This is a genomic window from Mesorhizobium sp. B1-1-7, assembly GCF_006442705.1.
Taxonomy (GTDB): domain Bacteria; phylum Pseudomonadota; class Alphaproteobacteria; order Rhizobiales; family Rhizobiaceae; genus Mesorhizobium; species Mesorhizobium opportunistum.
Genome location: NZ_VFWQ01000024.1, coordinates 44,301 through 58,325 on the forward strand (window position 1 = coordinate 44,301; position 14,025 = coordinate 58,325).

Consider the following 14,025-nt stretch of genomic DNA (forward strand, 5'->3'; position numbering starts at 1 on the left):
TGTCCCGCCAGCGTTCAAAATCGGCAACCAGAATCAAAAACCCGCCTCGCAGCGGGTCGTTGGCGCAAATCAGCACCATGGACAAATATGTAGCATAGCTGCCCTCACCCGGTCAACGGCTTTCTGGGAAAAAATTCCTATTTCGTTTTTCCCGGCAGTGTTGCCCTCGAGGCCCCTCCGGTCGCCCGCCCGTTGCCTAATGCATCCATTGATGGGAAGCTGCGCGCGAGGATGGAGGACGCGCCGTGAGCAACGTCACCACGCACTATGGCAGCGACGGCATCGTCGAGCGCATATTGGCCGCCCTCCCCGATGCCAAAATCGACGCTCTCGATGCCAGGCAACTCTATCCGTTCGACCAGCTTCATGGCCGCGAACTGATAGCCACACAGGACCATGCCGCCCGTCTGGCGCCTTCATCTTCCGACCGCATCCTGGATATCGGCAGCGGCATCGGCGGTCCGGCGCGGTTCCTGGCCTCCACCTATGGCTGCGCCGTCGACGGCGTTGACCTGACAAGGGCTTTTGTCGACGCGTCCGCCCAACTGACCAAGCTCAGCGGGTTGAGCGAGAAGGTCCGCTTCCACGAGGCGGACGCGACCAGACTGCCTTTCGCCGACGACACGTTCGATGCGGCGATCTGCTTTTATGTCGGCATGAACATCGCCGACAAGCCCGAGGTCGTCGGCCAGGCTTTTCGCGTGCTCAGGCCCGGAGGCAAGTTGATCTGGACCGAAGCGGTGCTTGCTGGCGGAGAGCCGTATTATCCCTTGCCTTGGGCGGTCTCACCGGCGACGAGCCAGCTGGTTGATCGCAGTGCCCTGAAAGCCCTGTTCGTGGACGCTGGATTCCGGATCGACGAAATCATCGACGAAACGGGCGAACACGTCGAACTGGCGCTCAAAAGAGCCAATTCCGGCATCTTGCCCTCGCCCGCCCAGCTGCAGGCCAATGAGATCGTGCTCGGCGCCGAATTCGTGCAGCGACGCAAGAACTACATTCGCAGCCTGAGTGAGGGCAAGCTCGCATCGCTGGCCGTGATCGTCTCGAAGACTGGCTGACTGGAACCGATCCGCCGGGGGCCCCAGAAGGTCGTCTCCAGAATCAAAAACCCGCCTCGGCGGCGGGTCATCGGCGCAAATCAGCACCATGGACAAATATGTAGCATGGCTGCCCTCAGCCGGTCAACGACTTTCTGAGAAAAAATTCCTATTTTGTTTCCCTCGGCTCAGCGCCGAGGAGTGAACGGCATCGCTTGAGGAGGCTGGAAAAACACAAAACCCGCCAAGGCGGCGGGTCTTCGGCGCAAATCAGCACCATGGCCAGATCATAGCATAACTGCCCTCACCCGACAAACAGGCCAAGCGGCCACCGATGCCCGCCTTTGCCAGCCGGCTTTTCATCGGTCCGCACCTGTGGGATCATCAGCTGAAGCTCATGGAATGATTCGCGTCTCGGCCTTTGTGGGAGAGGACGTTTGGACAGGCCAGCCATGGCATCCGTCTTCAGGATGCGGCATGCTCCGGCAACGGTTTCCGGTGTGCGCAGCACCGGCCAGGGCCAGGCCGACCCTGTGATCCGGGTGCACTCGCTTGGCGAAGCGATCCGCTTCGTCGCCCATGCTTTTGCCAACTACGACATCAGCGCCGTCGCCATCACCTGCGGCGATCCCTCGATCCCGCGCCTCGGCAGCCTGGAGGTCAAGGCGCTGTGGCGCGAATATGGCGAGCGCCTGACGCAGGAATAGGTCCTGCCCGCCGCCGACCCGCCCTTCGGATCGGAAATGCCGCTGGTGCGTTTCAACTTCGGTCAATGGAGGGAAAAAGCACCATGAACGTCGCCAATCTGCAACTCGAGGGCCTGCTGATGGCCGTCGCATCGATCAACCACGTGCTGGTTCGAAAGGGTGTGCTGACATCGGAGGAGATCGACATCGCCTTGCGCAAGGCCGAGGCCGGCGAGACCGGTGAGGAACGGTCCGGCGGCATGTCGGCGTCGAGCCGCGACGCCATCAACTTTCCGATCCGGCTGCTGGAGCTCGCCAATCAATGCCAGCCGGAGGCGGACATGCCGTCCTTTTCCAAACTGGCCCGCATGGTCGGCCAGATGAAGGAGCCCTACAACGACCAGATGTGAGGCCACGACCGAAGTCCGGTTGGCTCACGCCCTGCCCGGCCATCCCAGGTTCAGTGCCAGCGCCGTTCCCGGTCCATGCACCGCGGCGAACAGCAGCCCGGCCACGAAGGAAAAATGGTCGACGAAGAAACCGAACTCGGCCTGGTTGCCGGCCCAGTGGCTCGGCCCGTGGAAGGCGAAGGCCAGGAACAGCACATAGGCGGCGGCGACAAGGGCCGCCTGCGTGAAGAAGGCGCCACTCAGGAAACACAGCACCAGCGCGACCTCCAGTATCGCCGCGCACCAGGCGAGGAAGAGCGGGAACGGAAAGCCGGCGGCGGCGATGTAGCCGGCCGTGGCCTCCATGCCCATGAATTTGAAGGTCACCGCCATCAGGAAGACGGCGGCGAAGATCAGGCGAGCGACGAGAAGGGCCGCTGTCTGCCAGGGCGATTGGGTGATTTGCGAGGGCATGGGTTGGTCTCCAGTTTCATTCGCCCCAAAGGACGTGCCGCCTGGCGCGGATCCGACATATCGGGTGAAGTTTTTTCCAAAGCCTGCCATCGGATGTCGCAAACCCGCATAAACCCATTTCGGTCCATCGCTGCCAACACGCTCGCTCCAAGCCGCTGAAACTGGCCTGGAGCAGCTCGCCCAAGGCCTCCTCCTGATATTCCATAAGCCATTGATTTTAATAAATAAATTTTGCGACGCCTCGCAGCGGAATCGTGAAACTTGTTCGTAACCATGATCGTGCTAATATTAAGCTGGGGCTAATGCACTGGTGTCCAGTGCAGCGATTTCGGGTGGGTTCAAAGTGGGCGTGGGTATCAAGTTAGGGGCAAAATCTTATCTGGTCCGGTCACCGGTTCTGGAGTGTATAGGCTGCGGCGGCACCGGGCAGGTTTTCCAATGCCCCCGCTGGACGAGTTCAAACGGCCTTTGCTGCCCGGCCGGCACGCACCAGCGTGGCTGTCCTGGCGCCAGCACGCGTTGCGCCGAATGTGGCGACGCCGGCAGCCACGACGCCGGACCGGTCCATCCCTCGGCCTGAACCGGCGGCCTGCGCTCCGCGCCGGGCGGGCCTTGTGCACGCGTCCGTCGCATGTCATGGAACCAGCAGCGCCGATCGCTGTTATGTCTGACCGCGGCATCGCTTGCCGAACCATGGTGGTTCGATGTCCGCGCGACCATGCGGCTGACAGAAAGTGAGGCCCGGCATGCCCGACGATAAATCCAAGACCAAGCAGGACCGCAAGCTGGTTTCCAGCGAAGACACCTATGAGGTTGCCGCCTTCGCGCGCAAATACGGGATCCCGCAGAGCGAGGCCCAGACCATCATCAAACGCTATGGCCCATCGAGGAAGAAACTCGACAACCACATGGCCGCGCGCGGATAGGCCTCGGCGGTACGGTGAACTGCCAGACTGACGAGGCCAGGCAGGCGCGCGAAGCCGGACTGGCGAGAACGGAGGCTGCAACCATGTCCCACACCATACGCAGGACCGGCAGCTGCCTGTGCGGCGGCGTGCATTTCGTCGTCAGCGGCCAGCCGTCACGGATTGGCCTTTGCCACTGCAAGGATTGCCGCAAGGCGGGCGGCTCGGTCTATTCGGCCTTTGCCATCTGGCCGCGCGACGCCTTCGAGACATCGGGCGTCGTCGCCACTTACGGCACCCGCAGTTTCTGCCCGACCTGTGGCAGCCGGGTCGCGTGGGTCAACGACGACGAGGCCGAGGTGATGCTCGGCAGCCTGGATGTCGCGCCGACCGACCTCGCGCCCGAATATGAATTGTGGATCAGCCGGCGCGAAACCTGGCTGCATGCCTTGCCCGGCACCGAGCAGTTCGACCATGACAGGCCGCAAGCGCAGGACGCCGATCTGCCGCCGCCGAGGCCTCTGTCGGACGCCGTCGCGCGCGATTGAAAATTAATCTATCGGGGTTGGAACCCTCCCTTGTCGGCGACGTTATCCGGCGCCCCTTTCGTGGCGGCATGCACCAGTCACGGAGACGACCGTTGAACGACAAGATCTTTCCCCGACCCGTCCACCTCAAATTTGCCCCCGAGCGGGTGCGCGTGGTGCGCAGCGCCTGGGAGGGCCTCGAATGCCTCGGCGACTGGCCGTTCGGCCACGGCCGGCGATACCGGGCGGCATTGCGCAGCTGTCGAGATGCCCTGGATGGCTGGGCGCCGCCGGCAAAGGCAATGCGGGCGATGATCGACGCCGCACGCGAAGCGCATATCCTCCAATAGCCCCCAACATCGCGAACCGATGCAGGTGCGCGCCTTAGATCTTTTGTTTTATGCGTTCTATCAAAGCCAAAGCCACTTCTGGGCGACATGTATCGCACTGTTTGTGCGGCAAAGTCGTGATTACCGGGCCTGCGGCTCGCCATTCACAATCGGGTGGGAAGCCTCGAACCCAAAGCTCTTCGGCGCCATCAGCATCAGGGCGATGACAATGGCGATCGAGGCAATAATCATGGCAGTGCTGGCGACATCTTTCACGAGCATCTCCTAAGATTAGAAGTTGCGAAAGAAACGTTTCGCCAACAGTCGAGTTCCGCCGCGCACCAGAATACCGGCTTTCGCCGCATCATTTTGCCGGTGGCTGGGCCGGCACCTCGCCCGGCTTGATCACCGGCGTCTTGCCCTCGTCCGGAGCCGGTGCGGCCATTCCCTGGTCGCCGGTGGCCGGTGGCTTCAGCACCCCGCCGCAGTCGTCGAGCTTCTCCGTCAAATTGCCGTTGCCGGCCTGCTTCTTGGCGCCCGGATCCGTCTGGGCCCGGCATTTGTCTGTCTGCTGGGCCGGGTCCTGCTGCTGATTTGTCTGTGCTGCCGCCGGCACGGCCAGCATCAGGGCGCATGATGCGATGACGAGAGATTTCATCTCGGTCTCCTTCTCTTACGGGCCGCGTTGCCGCGGCCTTCCCTTCGCAAGGACAACGCCTTTCAGCGAAAAAGGTTGGCAGCCAAAAGAGCCGGCATGGCCCCGCAACCAAATCAGGCTTCCGCCGTTGCGCGTGGCGGAGGAACCGCCATGTTCGATGGTTTTCAAAGCACGAAGGTCGAGGTCGGCGAAACCAGCCTGTTTGTCCGGCATGCCGGCAGTGGCGCGGCGGTCTTGCTCCTGCACGGCTTTCCGCAAACACAATTGATGTGGCGCGACGTGGCGCCAGGGCTGACCGACCGCTTCACCGTCGTCTGCGCTGATCTGCGTGGCTACGGCGCCAGTTCCTGCCCCGTCTCGGACGCGGACCACGCCCCCTATGCCAAGCGCGCCATGGCCGCCGACATGGTGGCAATGATGGGGAAGCTCGGATTTGCCAGCTTCATGGTCGCCGGCCATGATCGCGGCGGGCGCGTCGCCTACCGCATGGCGCTCGATCATCCCGACAGCGTCGACAAGCTGACCGTGCTTGACATCGTCCCCACGGCCGACGCCTGGGACCGGGCCGACGCCCCGCTGGCGCTCGGCTATTGGCCCTGGTCTCTGCTGGCGCAGCCCGAGCCTTTGCCGGAAAAGATCCTGGCGGCAGCCGCCGAAGCGATCGTCGACAACGCACTGGGCGGCTGGGGCTCCTCGCCTGCGGTATTTCCGGCCGATGTTCGCCAGGCCTATGTCGATGCCTTGCGCGACCCCGCCCACCTCCACGCGATCTGCGAGGAATACCGGGCAGCAGCCACGCTCGACCGCAAGCACGATCACGCCGACAAGGCTGCGGGCCGAACGATCCGTTGTCCTGTGCTGGCGTTGTGGAGCGAACAAGGGGCACTCGCCGAGTGGTATTCCGATGAGGGCGGCCCGCTGGCCCTTTGGCGGGGCTGGGCCGACGACGTGCGTGGCCAGGCAATGCCCGGCGGCCATTTCTTTCCCGAAGAGGCACCGGCGCAAACCGCGCAGGCATTGGCAGCCTTCTTCGGCTGACAGGATCCAGGCTTCCTAGCATCCGCACCGCCTGGCGGGGGCGCTGTCCGTCCGAGTCGCCTGCTTGCCCGCCTTGTCATGCTTGCCCCCCTTGTCATGCTTGCCCCCTTGTCTTGCTTGAAAGCATGTTTGACCCTCAGCGGGGTTTTCCCTCATCGTCGGTGGGCCGCTCAGCAGCCTGATCGGTCCTTTGCGGGCAATCGTCATAGCGGTGGTCGCGGCCGCCGCAGAAGGAACAGCACATGGCTTCGCGGCGCTCGTTTCCGGGCCACCATTGCGGCGTCTCGTAAGGCTTCCTGTTTTGCATTCCCAGCAATGCGCGACGCATCATTTGGTTGCGCAAGCCTGCGCCCCGCCTCAAAGAAGAAACTGTCGCGGAACCGCCGGACAGGATAGTGGTTTTGTGGGAACATGCATGCCTGCCGGATGAACTCCAGCGGGGAGTCGTTTTCTACCCGTCGGACTCCGCAAATCGCGTCAAACAAAGAGAAGCCCTCATGTCTATTCGTATCGTGTTGATGGCTGTGGCGACGCTGCTCGCGACGACCGCTCTCGCCGATGCCCGCCCCGACAGCCGCCGCCTGAACTGCGACGAGATCCGCGCCATGATCCAGAGCCATCGCGCCGTGGTTCTGACCACCGGCCCGAACACCTATGACCGCTATGTCAGGCAGTTCGGCAACGAGTGCGACTGGCCGGAAGTGCCGATGTCGGCCTATATCCCGTCCCGCGACGGTCACTGCCCGGTCTATCGCTGCGAAGATCCGCCAGACGATATCCCGAATTGACGGCCCACCGTACCGGCGTCATAACGGTCCGACTTCTCCCGCTTCGTCTAATGGTAGGACAGCGCCCTTTGAAGGCGTGAATCGTGGTTCGAGCCCATGAGCGGGAACCAGCCCCCCTTCAGCCAGGCAGCGTCATGTTTTCAAACCGTCCCTCCTGAAACCATTCGATCGACCCTGCGTTGACGCCATGGCCAGACACGAGGAGACATCCCATGACCGTCAACTGCCGCATATCCATCGACAACCGGCCGGACGCCACGGACGTCGTTTTCCAAGCCGTGCCGCGGATCGGGGAGAGCGTTTCCCTGTCGGTTGACGGAAGCGCACAGGATCTGCGGGTCTCGCGCGTCGTGCATGTCCCGGATGGCACATTGGAGGGCGCCGCGATCATCGTCGAGGTGACGACCAATATCCTCTAGCCCTGCATGATCGCCTCGCCGCGCCCGCGCCCGCGGCCTCACGCGACAGTGATCGGTCGCGATGAAACCTCACGCCGCTGCCGGGCGTTTAGCGGCTGGAGAATTGTCGAGGTTTCAATGCAGACTGCGTGGTTTTCCAAGCCCGTGGTGGTTTCGGTCGGCGTCACAGGCGCCACCCGCAACCTGTCCAACACCCAGCAGGCCATCGAATTGCTGACGACACATTGGCGCGACGCCGGCAGCCTGAAACATCAGTCGGCGCTGCGCGCCTGCCGCCGGGCTGCCAGCGGCGACATGTCTTCCGATGTCGCCAGGGAGGCGTTTGTCGAGGCCGCGCGCGAGGCGCACATCCTGGTCGAATAAGCAGGCTGGCAAGCAGTGCCTAAGTTCCGAAGCCCGTATCGTTGTTGGCCTCGGTACCGGCCTGCGGCACGATGATCGATGCCAGCGGCGCGGACAACTTCCAGCTGAGATGCCCGGGCGACCGCTCCAGGGTAGCGGAACCGCCCAGCGACTGCGGTGCAACGCGCTGCAGGACGACCGTCCCGAACCCCTTGCGCGTCGTCTCCTCGCGCCTGTCGCCGGCATAGGGCGGCGATGTCTCGTTCCAGAGCAGCTGGAATTCTCGCTCGCCCAAGGCATCGCGGCCTGACGCGCCGGAATCTATCGTCCAGGTGATCTCGATCCGCCCGGCCTCGCTGGCCAGGGCGCCATATTTGGACGAGTTCGTGCCAAGCTCGTGGAACGCCATGCCGAGATTCTGCACCGCGTTCGACTGCAGCGTCAGAACCGGTCCGGAGAGCAGGATCTGCTCCTCGCGGCCGAAGGGCTTGAGATGCTCCTGGATCAGATCGAACAGGCTCGCTCCCGCCCATTCCGAGATGACGAGCAGATCGTGCGAACGTGACAGCGCCATGATGCGGGCGCGGATCATCTCTTCGAACTCGTGCGGATCGCTCGAGCGCTTGCTGGTCTCCCGGACCATCGACAGGATGACCGCGAACTGGTTCTTGACGCGATGGTTGACCTCCCGCATCAGCAGCCTGATCCGACGCTCGCTCTCCTTGGCGGCGGAAATGTCGCGGGCGATCTTCGAGGCGCCGATGATCTCGCCATGGCTGTTCCTGATCGGCGACACGGTCAGCGACACGGCAATCAGCGTGCCGTCCTTGCGCCTTCGCGTCGTCTCGTAGCTTGCCACCCGCTCGCCGCTGCGCACCTTGGCGATGATCTCGGTCTCCTCGCTCTTGAGGTGATCGGGAATGAGCATGAGGATGGATTGGCCGATAGCCTCCTCGGCGCTGTAACCGAACATGCGTTCCGCCGCCTGGTTCCAGCTTTGGATGACGCTGCTCAGATCCTTGCTGATAATGGCGTCGAATGAGGAATCGACGATTGCCGCGAGGCGCGCATCGGCGGTTGCCCCATGTTTGTCACCGCCCAGGACGTCGATCATCACCGCTCGCAATGCAGTTTCCCCCCATCAGATAAGGCGCAAGCGGACCAAGGCAATCGCCGGTGCGAGGATTACGGCACCGACTTTCACTCGGCTTGTTCAGGTGATTCCTTGGCGTCTCCGTTAGGTTTGATCACCCCGAACTCCTGCGATTTGGCCCCAAGTTCCGCCGTCAGGAAGCCATCCGAGGCAAGACCGCGGCGCAACAGTTCCCGCACCGCGGCCGAGCGGCTGGGCATGCGCTTGTCGAAACGCCAGTTTTCCAGCGCCGCGAGTTCATCATGGGTGAGCATGATCTGCAGTCGTTCCGGACGTTCCAGTTCAGCCATGTCCGCCTCCTTGCGCAGGACCAAAATGCGCTGAGTTAGCATCTACCTCATTTGTCTCATAGTTAGGAATAGCTTCATAGCACGTCAAGTGCCGCCAAAGAGTGGAGTCCCTAAATGTCGTGCCTCACGCATGATGACAATGATACATAAGTAGAGCGCTTGTATAGCTATGCTAACTGCCTGATTTTAATATGGTTTTTGAACATTTCTGCTTGCCCCGCGCCGGCATCCGGCGCATAGTGGTGTCTTGACGGAAACCACACCCCTTGGGAGGTTTCGATGCGGTATGACTATTCCACCCGGTTGCGCGATGACGTCAGTTCGCTGGTCCGCACCGCAGTTAAAACGGCAGGCATCGTCAACGTCACTCTGGTGGCGGAAAGGATCAGGGTCAGGAACCTGACCGAGAATGTCGCCCTCGAGGACGTCGAATATCTGGTGCTGCAGGCAGCGCTGCTGCTCGGCGCGGCGCTCGAATTCGACACATTGAGCAATTGGCCGGCTTTATCGGAAAGCGGCGTTGCTGATGGCGAAGAGCCTGCGATCAGCACACCCGCATTTTCGCAACTGGCCTCGATGCAATAACGTCGCCTCGCTGCAGCGCCCGGTGCGATCCAGCGCAAGCGCCCCAGTCAAACACTGGAACGGAGCTTTTTGCTCCCGAACGGTATCACCGGCTGCGCGCGGACCGAGCCGGGGTCACCGCACCCCATGCCTGGCCAGCGCGTGCTCGATCAGCACGTCGATGACCTGACTATAGCCTATACCGATCGCGGCGAGCGCCTTGGCGTACATCGAGATGTCGGTGAAGCCGGGCAGCGTGTTGACCTCGTTGACCAGCAGCGAACCGTCGGCGCGCAGGAAGAAATCGACGCGCGCCATCGCCTCGCAGCCGAGCGCAAGGAAAGCCTGAGCGGCCATTTCCTTCGCCTTGCCGGCGACACCTGCCGGGACATCGGCTGGTACTTTCACCACCGCGCCGTCGGCGTCGAAATATTTGGCCTCGTAGGTGTAGAAGCCATGCTTGCCGGCCGGGATGATTTCCCCGGGCAGCGACACCGTCAGCGAGCCGTCGGCCCGCTGCAGCACCGAGCACTCGATCTCGCGGCCTTCGACGAACTCCTCGATCAGCACCTTGCTGTCATAGCACAAAGCTGTCTCGACGGCCTGCTCGAAGCCATCCCTGTCCTTCACCTTGCTCACCCCGAAGGACGAGCCCTGGCGCGCCGGCTTGGCGAAGAAAGGCAGCCCGAGCGCCCCGGCGATCTCCTGGAAGGAACCGACATCGCCTCCAAGCACGGTGACGGAACGGGCAACGGCAAGCCCGGCCTCGCGCAACAGCCGCTTGGCGACATCCTTGTCCATGGCAGCCGCCGAAGCGAGGATGCCGCAGCCGACATAGGCGACATCGGCGACTTCCGCATAGCCCTGCACCGAGCCGTCCTCGCCGAATGGCCCATGCAGCACCGGAAAGACGACATCGACTGGCGGCAAGTCAGGCTGCACGCCAGCATGGGGCACGGCCACCAGCCGGCCCTTGCCGCCGGGCAGCAAGGCAACCTCCACGCCATCCTCGGACACCGGAGCCCCTGCCCCGTCGACGCCGGCTTCGGACGATGGCTGCAGCAGCCATCTGCCATCCCTGGAAATGGCGATCGGGACCACCTCGTAGCGCGCCCGGTCGATCGCCTTCAGCACATTGGCGGCCGACAGCCGCGACACGTCATGTTCGGCCGAGCGCCCGCCATAGAGGATGGCAACCCTGATCTTGTCCTTCATTGAAAATCCCCTGGAAATCAAAAGCTGACGGCAATGCCGCGATTGGCAAAGAAGCGGTCGAAATCGGACGGCGCCAACACTGCGTTTGACTGTGTGGCGCTGGTATGGCCGGATGGATTGTGAAAGCGGAAAAGCTGATCCGACGCGGACGTGACCAGCACAAGATGCCCGCCCTTCGACGGCGGCTCGCGCTCGGGCCAGCGGATCGAACTGCTGACCGAAGCAATGAAAAACCGTGACCGCGCCAGGATCGCCGGAACATCCACTGTCGCGACATTGGTCATCACCTGCGCCTCCAGGCCGAAAGCCTCCTTCACGAAGGTGACGAAGGGCGCGTAGATCAGTCCCTTGATCGATCCTTCGTTGACGACATAGCCGCCATATCCGGTGCAGCGTCTTGCCAGCTCGATCGTCGGCACGATCCGGCCGCGGGTCGCCAGGATCATCTTGAGACATGCCATGCCGCAGATGTTGGCGGCCCAGACCGCGTATTCGTCGAGTGTTGCCGCGCCCGAGCCCTGCCACAGCGGATCGCGCCTGAGCGCTGCCTCGGCGCCATCGGCGAGCACGGCCAGCGTCATGTCGGGCGTTTCCCACTGGCTGAAAAACGGCACGGTTTCAGGCAGTGGACGCATGCGGACCCCCGGAGTAGCTGGCTCCATCTCGTATACGAGGATACGAGATGGATGAAAAGCTGCTTGACGCCTGTTTTGAAACTCCGGTAGCTCCGGCGCCGCCTATTCAACCTTCGTCCAGCCGAAAACCAGCCAGGCGTATTTCGATTTTTCGTCGGGCTCGGCAGTGTAGGTCATCTGTATGTCGCCGTCCTTGGCGTAGATATCGAGCCTGGGCGCCGTGTCGAGCTTGAGCCACAGCGAACTCTTGCTGAAGGACCAGGTTCCGCACCAGACGCAAGGCCCCGATGTCGGGTCGCCGGGCTGATGAAAATTGTAGCGGCCGTCCGCCGTGATCTCCAGATAGTCGAACGCGGTGTAAAAATTGGTCACCGTCTGCTGGAACTCATTGGCCGCCGCCTCCTGCTCCGGCGTGGGCGCATCCGTCATGTCGCGCGGCGGCCGGGTGGTCGCGCCGTTGAGTTTCCATTTGCCGACAAAGTCCTTCTGGGTCGGAAGATATTCCTCCTGGGCTTGCGCCGACGAAGTATGAGCAACGGATAACGTAGCAGCCAGACCCACGGTCGCAATCGCAAGTAGAAGTGCTGCGGAACAGATCGCCTTGGTCGCGTTTTGCATAAAATTATTCCTCGATGGCGGGGTAAAGGATGTCAGTTTGGGCGTTTTATTGAAGAATCCGCGGCGCGCGTTGCATCGATGCTGATTCCCGCCCGCCTTCGGCACGGTTAACATCGAGGCTGGCAATCTGGCAACGCGGGGGATGCCGTCAATGCGCACGACCCCGGGTCAGGGCGCGGGAAAACGCCACCGGAGCAGGAAACTCTGGCCGGACGGTCGTCTCTAGCCGGACGGTCTTCTCTAGAATGTCCTAGAAGGTGATCCTCACCGAGGCCGCGCTGCGCGTATGCGGTCCGTGATGTACGGCCTCGATGTTGTTGCCGTCAGGGTCGAGCAGGAAGGCGGCGTAGTAGCCGGGATGATAGGGCCGCTCGCCCGGCGCGCCATTGTCCTTGCCGCCCGCCGCCAGCCCGGCCTTGTGGAAGGCATCGACCATGGCGTGATCCCTGGCCTGGAAGGCCAGATGATGACGGCCGGTGAGCTTTCCCAGTGCCGCGCGGCTGTCGGCACTCGAGACGAACAGTTCATCGGCCCAGAAATAATCCTCGGCACTGCCGCCGATCGGCACGCCGAGCACGCCGAAGAGCGCCTCGTAGAAGCGCCGGCTGGCTGGGAGATCCCTGACCACCAGCTGGATATGGTCGATGAGCCGGCCGCGATGCAGTTCCTGGGTCTCCATGCAAAACTCCTCCTCGCAAGACCTCGAATTTAGGCCCGGCGGGAGCGCCGTCAATGCGCGCAGACCAGGCCTTACCCCTTGAGCAGGGCCGCCAGCCGGGGAATGCCTTCGCTCACCGCACGGCGGTCGGCCAGCGTGAAGGATAGCCGCAGCGTGTTGCGCCCGGTGCCGTCGGCATGGAACGCGTTGCCGGGCACGAAGGCGACGCGCGCCTCCTTCACCGACCGCGCTAACAATTCGGTGGCGTCGGAGCCTTCCGGCAGCGTCGCCCAGACGAACATGCCGCCTTCCGGGCGGCTCCAGGTCACGCCCTTTGGCATGTTGGCCTCGAGTGCCGCGAGCAAGCCGTCGCGGCGCTCGCGATAGGCGCCGATCAGCTTTTCCACCTGGGCGTCGAAGACGGCTTCGGCGACGCGGTGCATGACGAGCTGGTTGATCGACGGGCTGTGCAGGTCGGAAGCCTGCTTCATCAGCACCAGTTTCTCCACCACGTGGCGCGGCGCGCACACCCAACCGACGCGCATGCCCGGCGACAGGATTTTCGAGAACGAGCCGCAATAGAGCGTGCGAGCCTTGTCGATGCCGCCGGAGCGCGCGCAGTCCAAAGCCAGGATCGGCGGCACGCCCTCGCCGTCATAGCGCAGCGCCCGGTAGGCGGCGTCCTCGATGACGGCGATGTCGAGCTCGCCGGCAAGATCGAGCACCGCTTCGCGCTGCTTTTGGTCCAGCGTGTTGCCGGTCGGGTTGGCGAAGTCCGGCACCAGATAGGCGAATTTCACCCGGCCGCCATTCGCTGCGGCGGCGGTGTGATAGGTCGCCGGCGTCATGTTGCCGCCTTCCGGCCGCAGCCGGTCGTAGCGCGGCTCGTAGGCGTTGAAGGCCTGCAGCGCGCCGAGATAGGTCGGCCATGTCACCAGCGCGGTATCGCCGGGCGACAGGAACAGCTTGCCCAGATAATCCAGCGCCTGCTGCGAGCCGGAGGTGATGAAGACGTTGCCCTCGTCGCAGGAGACGCCGAGCTTGCCCATCTGCCCGGCGATCCAGCGCCGCAGCGGCAGGTAACCCTCCGAGACTTGGTACTGCAGCGCTGCCCCCGCCTCCGCACCGCCGAGCACGTCGGCATAGGCGTCGCGGATGGCATCGGCCGGGAACAGCGCCGGATCGGGAATGCCGCCGGCGAACGAGATGATGTCCGGCTGGTCGAGCAGCTTCAATAGCTCGCGGATTTCGGAGGCCTTCATGCGCGACGAGCGCGAAGCCAAGAGGTTCATAAGGG

The 14,025-nt window shown here is 63.1% G+C and carries 21 protein-coding genes and 1 tRNA gene; 12 read left to right on the top strand and 10 right to left on the bottom strand.

The window, feature by feature from the left end; all coding sequences use genetic code 11:
- Positions 1 to 245: 245 nt before the first annotated feature.
- The 3 genes from FJ978_RS29620 (at position 246) to FJ978_RS29630 (ending at position 2,136) form a co-directional block, all read left to right on the top strand.
- Entirely contained in the window at positions 246 to 1,061 is an 816-nt protein-coding gene (locus FJ978_RS29620) for a class I SAM-dependent methyltransferase (protein WP_140576245.1), read from the top strand.
- Positions 1,062 to 1,492: 431 nt separating this feature from the next.
- Complete coding sequence (locus tag FJ978_RS29625) at positions 1,493 to 1,747, top strand: hypothetical protein (RefSeq protein WP_013894493.1); 255 nt, start codon at positions 1,493 to 1,495, stop codon at positions 1,745 to 1,747.
- Positions 1,748 to 1,830: 83 nt separating this feature from the next.
- Positions 1,831 to 2,136 (top strand): hypothetical protein, encoded by a 306-nt coding sequence (locus FJ978_RS29630; protein WP_140576246.1) that lies wholly within the window; start codon positions 1,831 to 1,833, stop codon positions 2,134 to 2,136.
- Between the two features lie 24 nt (positions 2,137 to 2,160).
- Here FJ978_RS29630 and FJ978_RS29635 read toward each other — a convergent pair whose 3' ends face one another.
- On the bottom strand, positions 2,161 to 2,589 hold the full coding sequence (locus tag FJ978_RS29635; protein WP_013894491.1) for a DoxX family protein: 429 nt from the start codon (positions 2,587 to 2,589) through the stop codon (positions 2,161 to 2,163).
- Between the two features lie 746 nt (positions 2,590 to 3,335).
- Here FJ978_RS29635 and FJ978_RS29640 point away from each other — a divergent pair.
- From FJ978_RS29640 to FJ978_RS29650, 3 genes are all read left to right on the top strand, one after another.
- A complete protein-coding gene (locus FJ978_RS29640; RefSeq protein ID WP_013894490.1) occupies positions 3,336 to 3,515 on the top strand; it encodes a DUF3606 domain-containing protein in 180 nt (59 codons plus the stop codon).
- 83 nt (positions 3,516 to 3,598) lie between these two features.
- Positions 3,599 to 4,042 carry a GFA family protein gene (locus tag FJ978_RS29645; protein WP_140576248.1) on the top strand — a complete coding sequence of 148 codons (444 nt, stop codon included), beginning with the start codon at positions 3,599 to 3,601 and terminating at the stop codon, positions 4,040 to 4,042.
- A 92-nt stretch (positions 4,043 to 4,134) separates the two neighbouring features.
- Entirely contained in the window at positions 4,135 to 4,371 is a 237-nt protein-coding gene (locus FJ978_RS29650) for a DUF982 domain-containing protein (protein ID WP_013894488.1), read from the top strand.
- A 120-nt stretch (positions 4,372 to 4,491) separates the two neighbouring features.
- On the opposite strand, the gene FJ978_RS33450 is transcribed toward FJ978_RS29650, so the two are convergent.
- Positions 4,492 to 4,626, bottom strand: coding sequence for a hypothetical protein (locus FJ978_RS33450; protein WP_281405996.1), 135 nt, complete (start codon positions 4,624 to 4,626; stop codon positions 4,492 to 4,494).
- 88 nt (positions 4,627 to 4,714) lie between these two features.
- Entirely contained in the window at positions 4,715 to 5,008 is a 294-nt protein-coding gene (locus tag FJ978_RS29655) for a hypothetical protein (RefSeq protein ID WP_013894486.1), read from the bottom strand.
- A 150-nt stretch (positions 5,009 to 5,158) separates the two neighbouring features.
- Between FJ978_RS29655 and FJ978_RS29660 the strand changes: the two genes are divergently transcribed.
- From FJ978_RS29660 to FJ978_RS29680, 5 genes are all read left to right on the top strand, one after another.
- Entirely contained in the window at positions 5,159 to 6,046 is an 888-nt protein-coding gene (locus tag FJ978_RS29660; protein WP_140576250.1) for an alpha/beta hydrolase, read from the top strand.
- 497 nt (positions 6,047 to 6,543) lie between these two features.
- Complete coding sequence (locus tag FJ978_RS29665) at positions 6,544 to 6,834, top strand: hypothetical protein (protein WP_140576252.1); 291 nt, start codon at positions 6,544 to 6,546, stop codon at positions 6,832 to 6,834.
- Between the two features lie 36 nt (positions 6,835 to 6,870).
- Positions 6,871 to 6,944 (top strand) — tRNA-Gln (locus FJ978_RS29670).
- A gap of 102 nt (positions 6,945 to 7,046) precedes the next feature.
- On the top strand, positions 7,047 to 7,253 hold the full coding sequence (locus tag FJ978_RS29675) for a hypothetical protein (protein WP_013894483.1): 207 nt from the start codon (positions 7,047 to 7,049) through the stop codon (positions 7,251 to 7,253).
- 117 nt (positions 7,254 to 7,370) lie between these two features.
- The gene (locus tag FJ978_RS29680; protein ID WP_140576255.1) at positions 7,371 to 7,616 is read left to right on the top strand and encodes a DUF982 domain-containing protein; all 246 of its coding nucleotides are present in this window, start codon (positions 7,371 to 7,373) and stop codon (positions 7,614 to 7,616) included.
- Positions 7,617 to 7,635: 19 nt separating this feature from the next.
- On the opposite strand, the gene FJ978_RS29685 is transcribed toward FJ978_RS29680, so the two are convergent.
- Together FJ978_RS29685 and FJ978_RS29690 are read right to left on the bottom strand one after the other, a co-directional pair.
- Positions 7,636 to 8,709, bottom strand: coding sequence for a PAS domain S-box protein (locus FJ978_RS29685; RefSeq protein WP_140576257.1), 1,074 nt, complete (start codon positions 8,707 to 8,709; stop codon positions 7,636 to 7,638).
- Positions 8,710 to 8,795: 86 nt separating this feature from the next.
- Entirely contained in the window at positions 8,796 to 9,038 is a 243-nt protein-coding gene (locus FJ978_RS29690) for a hypothetical protein (RefSeq protein ID WP_013894480.1), read from the bottom strand.
- A 279-nt stretch (positions 9,039 to 9,317) separates the two neighbouring features.
- Between FJ978_RS29690 and FJ978_RS29695 the strand changes: the two genes are divergently transcribed.
- Complete coding sequence (locus FJ978_RS29695; protein WP_023779766.1) at positions 9,318 to 9,623, top strand: hypothetical protein; 306 nt, start codon at positions 9,318 to 9,320, stop codon at positions 9,621 to 9,623.
- A gap of 114 nt (positions 9,624 to 9,737) precedes the next feature.
- On the opposite strand, the gene FJ978_RS29700 is transcribed toward FJ978_RS29695, so the two are convergent.
- The 5 genes from FJ978_RS29700 to FJ978_RS29720 all read right to left on the bottom strand — a co-directional run bounded on the left by FJ978_RS29700 (position 9,738) and on the right by FJ978_RS29720 (position 14,020).
- Complete coding sequence (locus FJ978_RS29700; protein WP_140576258.1) at positions 9,738 to 10,817, bottom strand: D-alanine--D-alanine ligase family protein; 1,080 nt, start codon at positions 10,815 to 10,817, stop codon at positions 9,738 to 9,740.
- Positions 10,818 to 10,834: 17 nt separating this feature from the next.
- Positions 10,835 to 11,452 carry a C39 family peptidase gene (locus FJ978_RS29705; RefSeq protein ID WP_140576260.1) on the bottom strand — a complete coding sequence of 206 codons (618 nt, stop codon included), beginning with the start codon at positions 11,450 to 11,452 and terminating at the stop codon, positions 10,835 to 10,837.
- A 102-nt stretch (positions 11,453 to 11,554) separates the two neighbouring features.
- Positions 11,555 to 12,070: a hypothetical protein gene (locus FJ978_RS29710; protein WP_140576298.1), complete on the bottom strand. Its 516-nt coding sequence runs from the start codon at positions 12,068 to 12,070 to the stop codon at positions 11,555 to 11,557.
- A 250-nt stretch (positions 12,071 to 12,320) separates the two neighbouring features.
- Positions 12,321 to 12,749: a VOC family protein gene (locus tag FJ978_RS29715; protein WP_140576262.1), complete on the bottom strand. Its 429-nt coding sequence runs from the start codon at positions 12,747 to 12,749 to the stop codon at positions 12,321 to 12,323.
- Positions 12,750 to 12,820: 71 nt separating this feature from the next.
- A complete protein-coding gene (locus FJ978_RS29720; RefSeq protein ID WP_181176888.1) occupies positions 12,821 to 14,020 on the bottom strand; it encodes a PLP-dependent aminotransferase family protein in 1,200 nt (399 codons plus the stop codon).
- Between the last annotated feature and the right edge of the window lie 5 nt (positions 14,021 to 14,025).

Coding starts and splice junctions, on each gene's coding strand:
- FJ978_RS29645 (WP_140576248.1), top strand. CDS start 3,599: ATGTCCCACACCATACGCAGGACCGGCAGCTGCCTGTGCGGCGGCGTG.
- FJ978_RS29660 (WP_140576250.1), top strand. CDS start 5,159: ATGTTCGATGGTTTTCAAAGCACGAAGGTCGAGGTCGGCGAAACCAGC.
- FJ978_RS29695 (WP_023779766.1), top strand. CDS start 9,318: ATGCGGTATGACTATTCCACCCGGTTGCGCGATGACGTCAGTTCGCTG.
- FJ978_RS29700 (WP_140576258.1), bottom strand. CDS start 10,817: ATGAAGGACAAGATCAGGGTTGCCATCCTCTATGGCGGGCGCTCGGCC.
- FJ978_RS29705 (WP_140576260.1), bottom strand. CDS start 11,452: ATGCGTCCACTGCCTGAAACCGTGCCGTTTTTCAGCCAGTGGGAAACG.
- FJ978_RS29690 (WP_013894480.1), bottom strand. CDS start 9,038: ATGGCTGAACTGGAACGTCCGGAACGACTGCAGATCATGCTCACCCAT.
- FJ978_RS29720 (WP_181176888.1), bottom strand. CDS start 14,020: ATGAACCTCTTGGCTTCGCGCTCGTCGCGCATGAAGGCCTCCGAAATC.
- FJ978_RS29655 (WP_013894486.1), bottom strand. CDS start 5,008: ATGAAATCTCTCGTCATCGCATCATGCGCCCTGATGCTGGCCGTGCCG.
- FJ978_RS29715 (WP_140576262.1), bottom strand. CDS start 12,749: ATGGAGACCCAGGAACTGCATCGCGGCCGGCTCATCGACCATATCCAG.
- FJ978_RS29685 (WP_140576257.1), bottom strand. CDS start 8,709: ATGATCGACGTCCTGGGCGGTGACAAACATGGGGCAACCGCCGATGCG.
- FJ978_RS29630 (WP_140576246.1), top strand. CDS start 1,831: ATGAACGTCGCCAATCTGCAACTCGAGGGCCTGCTGATGGCCGTCGCA.
- FJ978_RS29640 (WP_013894490.1), top strand. CDS start 3,336: ATGCCCGACGATAAATCCAAGACCAAGCAGGACCGCAAGCTGGTTTCC.
- FJ978_RS29675 (WP_013894483.1), top strand. CDS start 7,047: ATGACCGTCAACTGCCGCATATCCATCGACAACCGGCCGGACGCCACG.
- FJ978_RS29635 (WP_013894491.1), bottom strand. CDS start 2,589: ATGCCCTCGCAAATCACCCAATCGCCCTGGCAGACAGCGGCCCTTCTC.
- FJ978_RS29665 (WP_140576252.1), top strand. CDS start 6,544: ATGTCTATTCGTATCGTGTTGATGGCTGTGGCGACGCTGCTCGCGACG.
- FJ978_RS29710 (WP_140576298.1), bottom strand. CDS start 12,070: ATGCAAAACGCGACCAAGGCGATCTGTTCCGCAGCACTTCTACTTGCG.
- FJ978_RS29625 (WP_013894493.1), top strand. CDS start 1,493: ATGGCATCCGTCTTCAGGATGCGGCATGCTCCGGCAACGGTTTCCGGT.
- FJ978_RS29680 (WP_140576255.1), top strand. CDS start 7,371: ATGCAGACTGCGTGGTTTTCCAAGCCCGTGGTGGTTTCGGTCGGCGTC.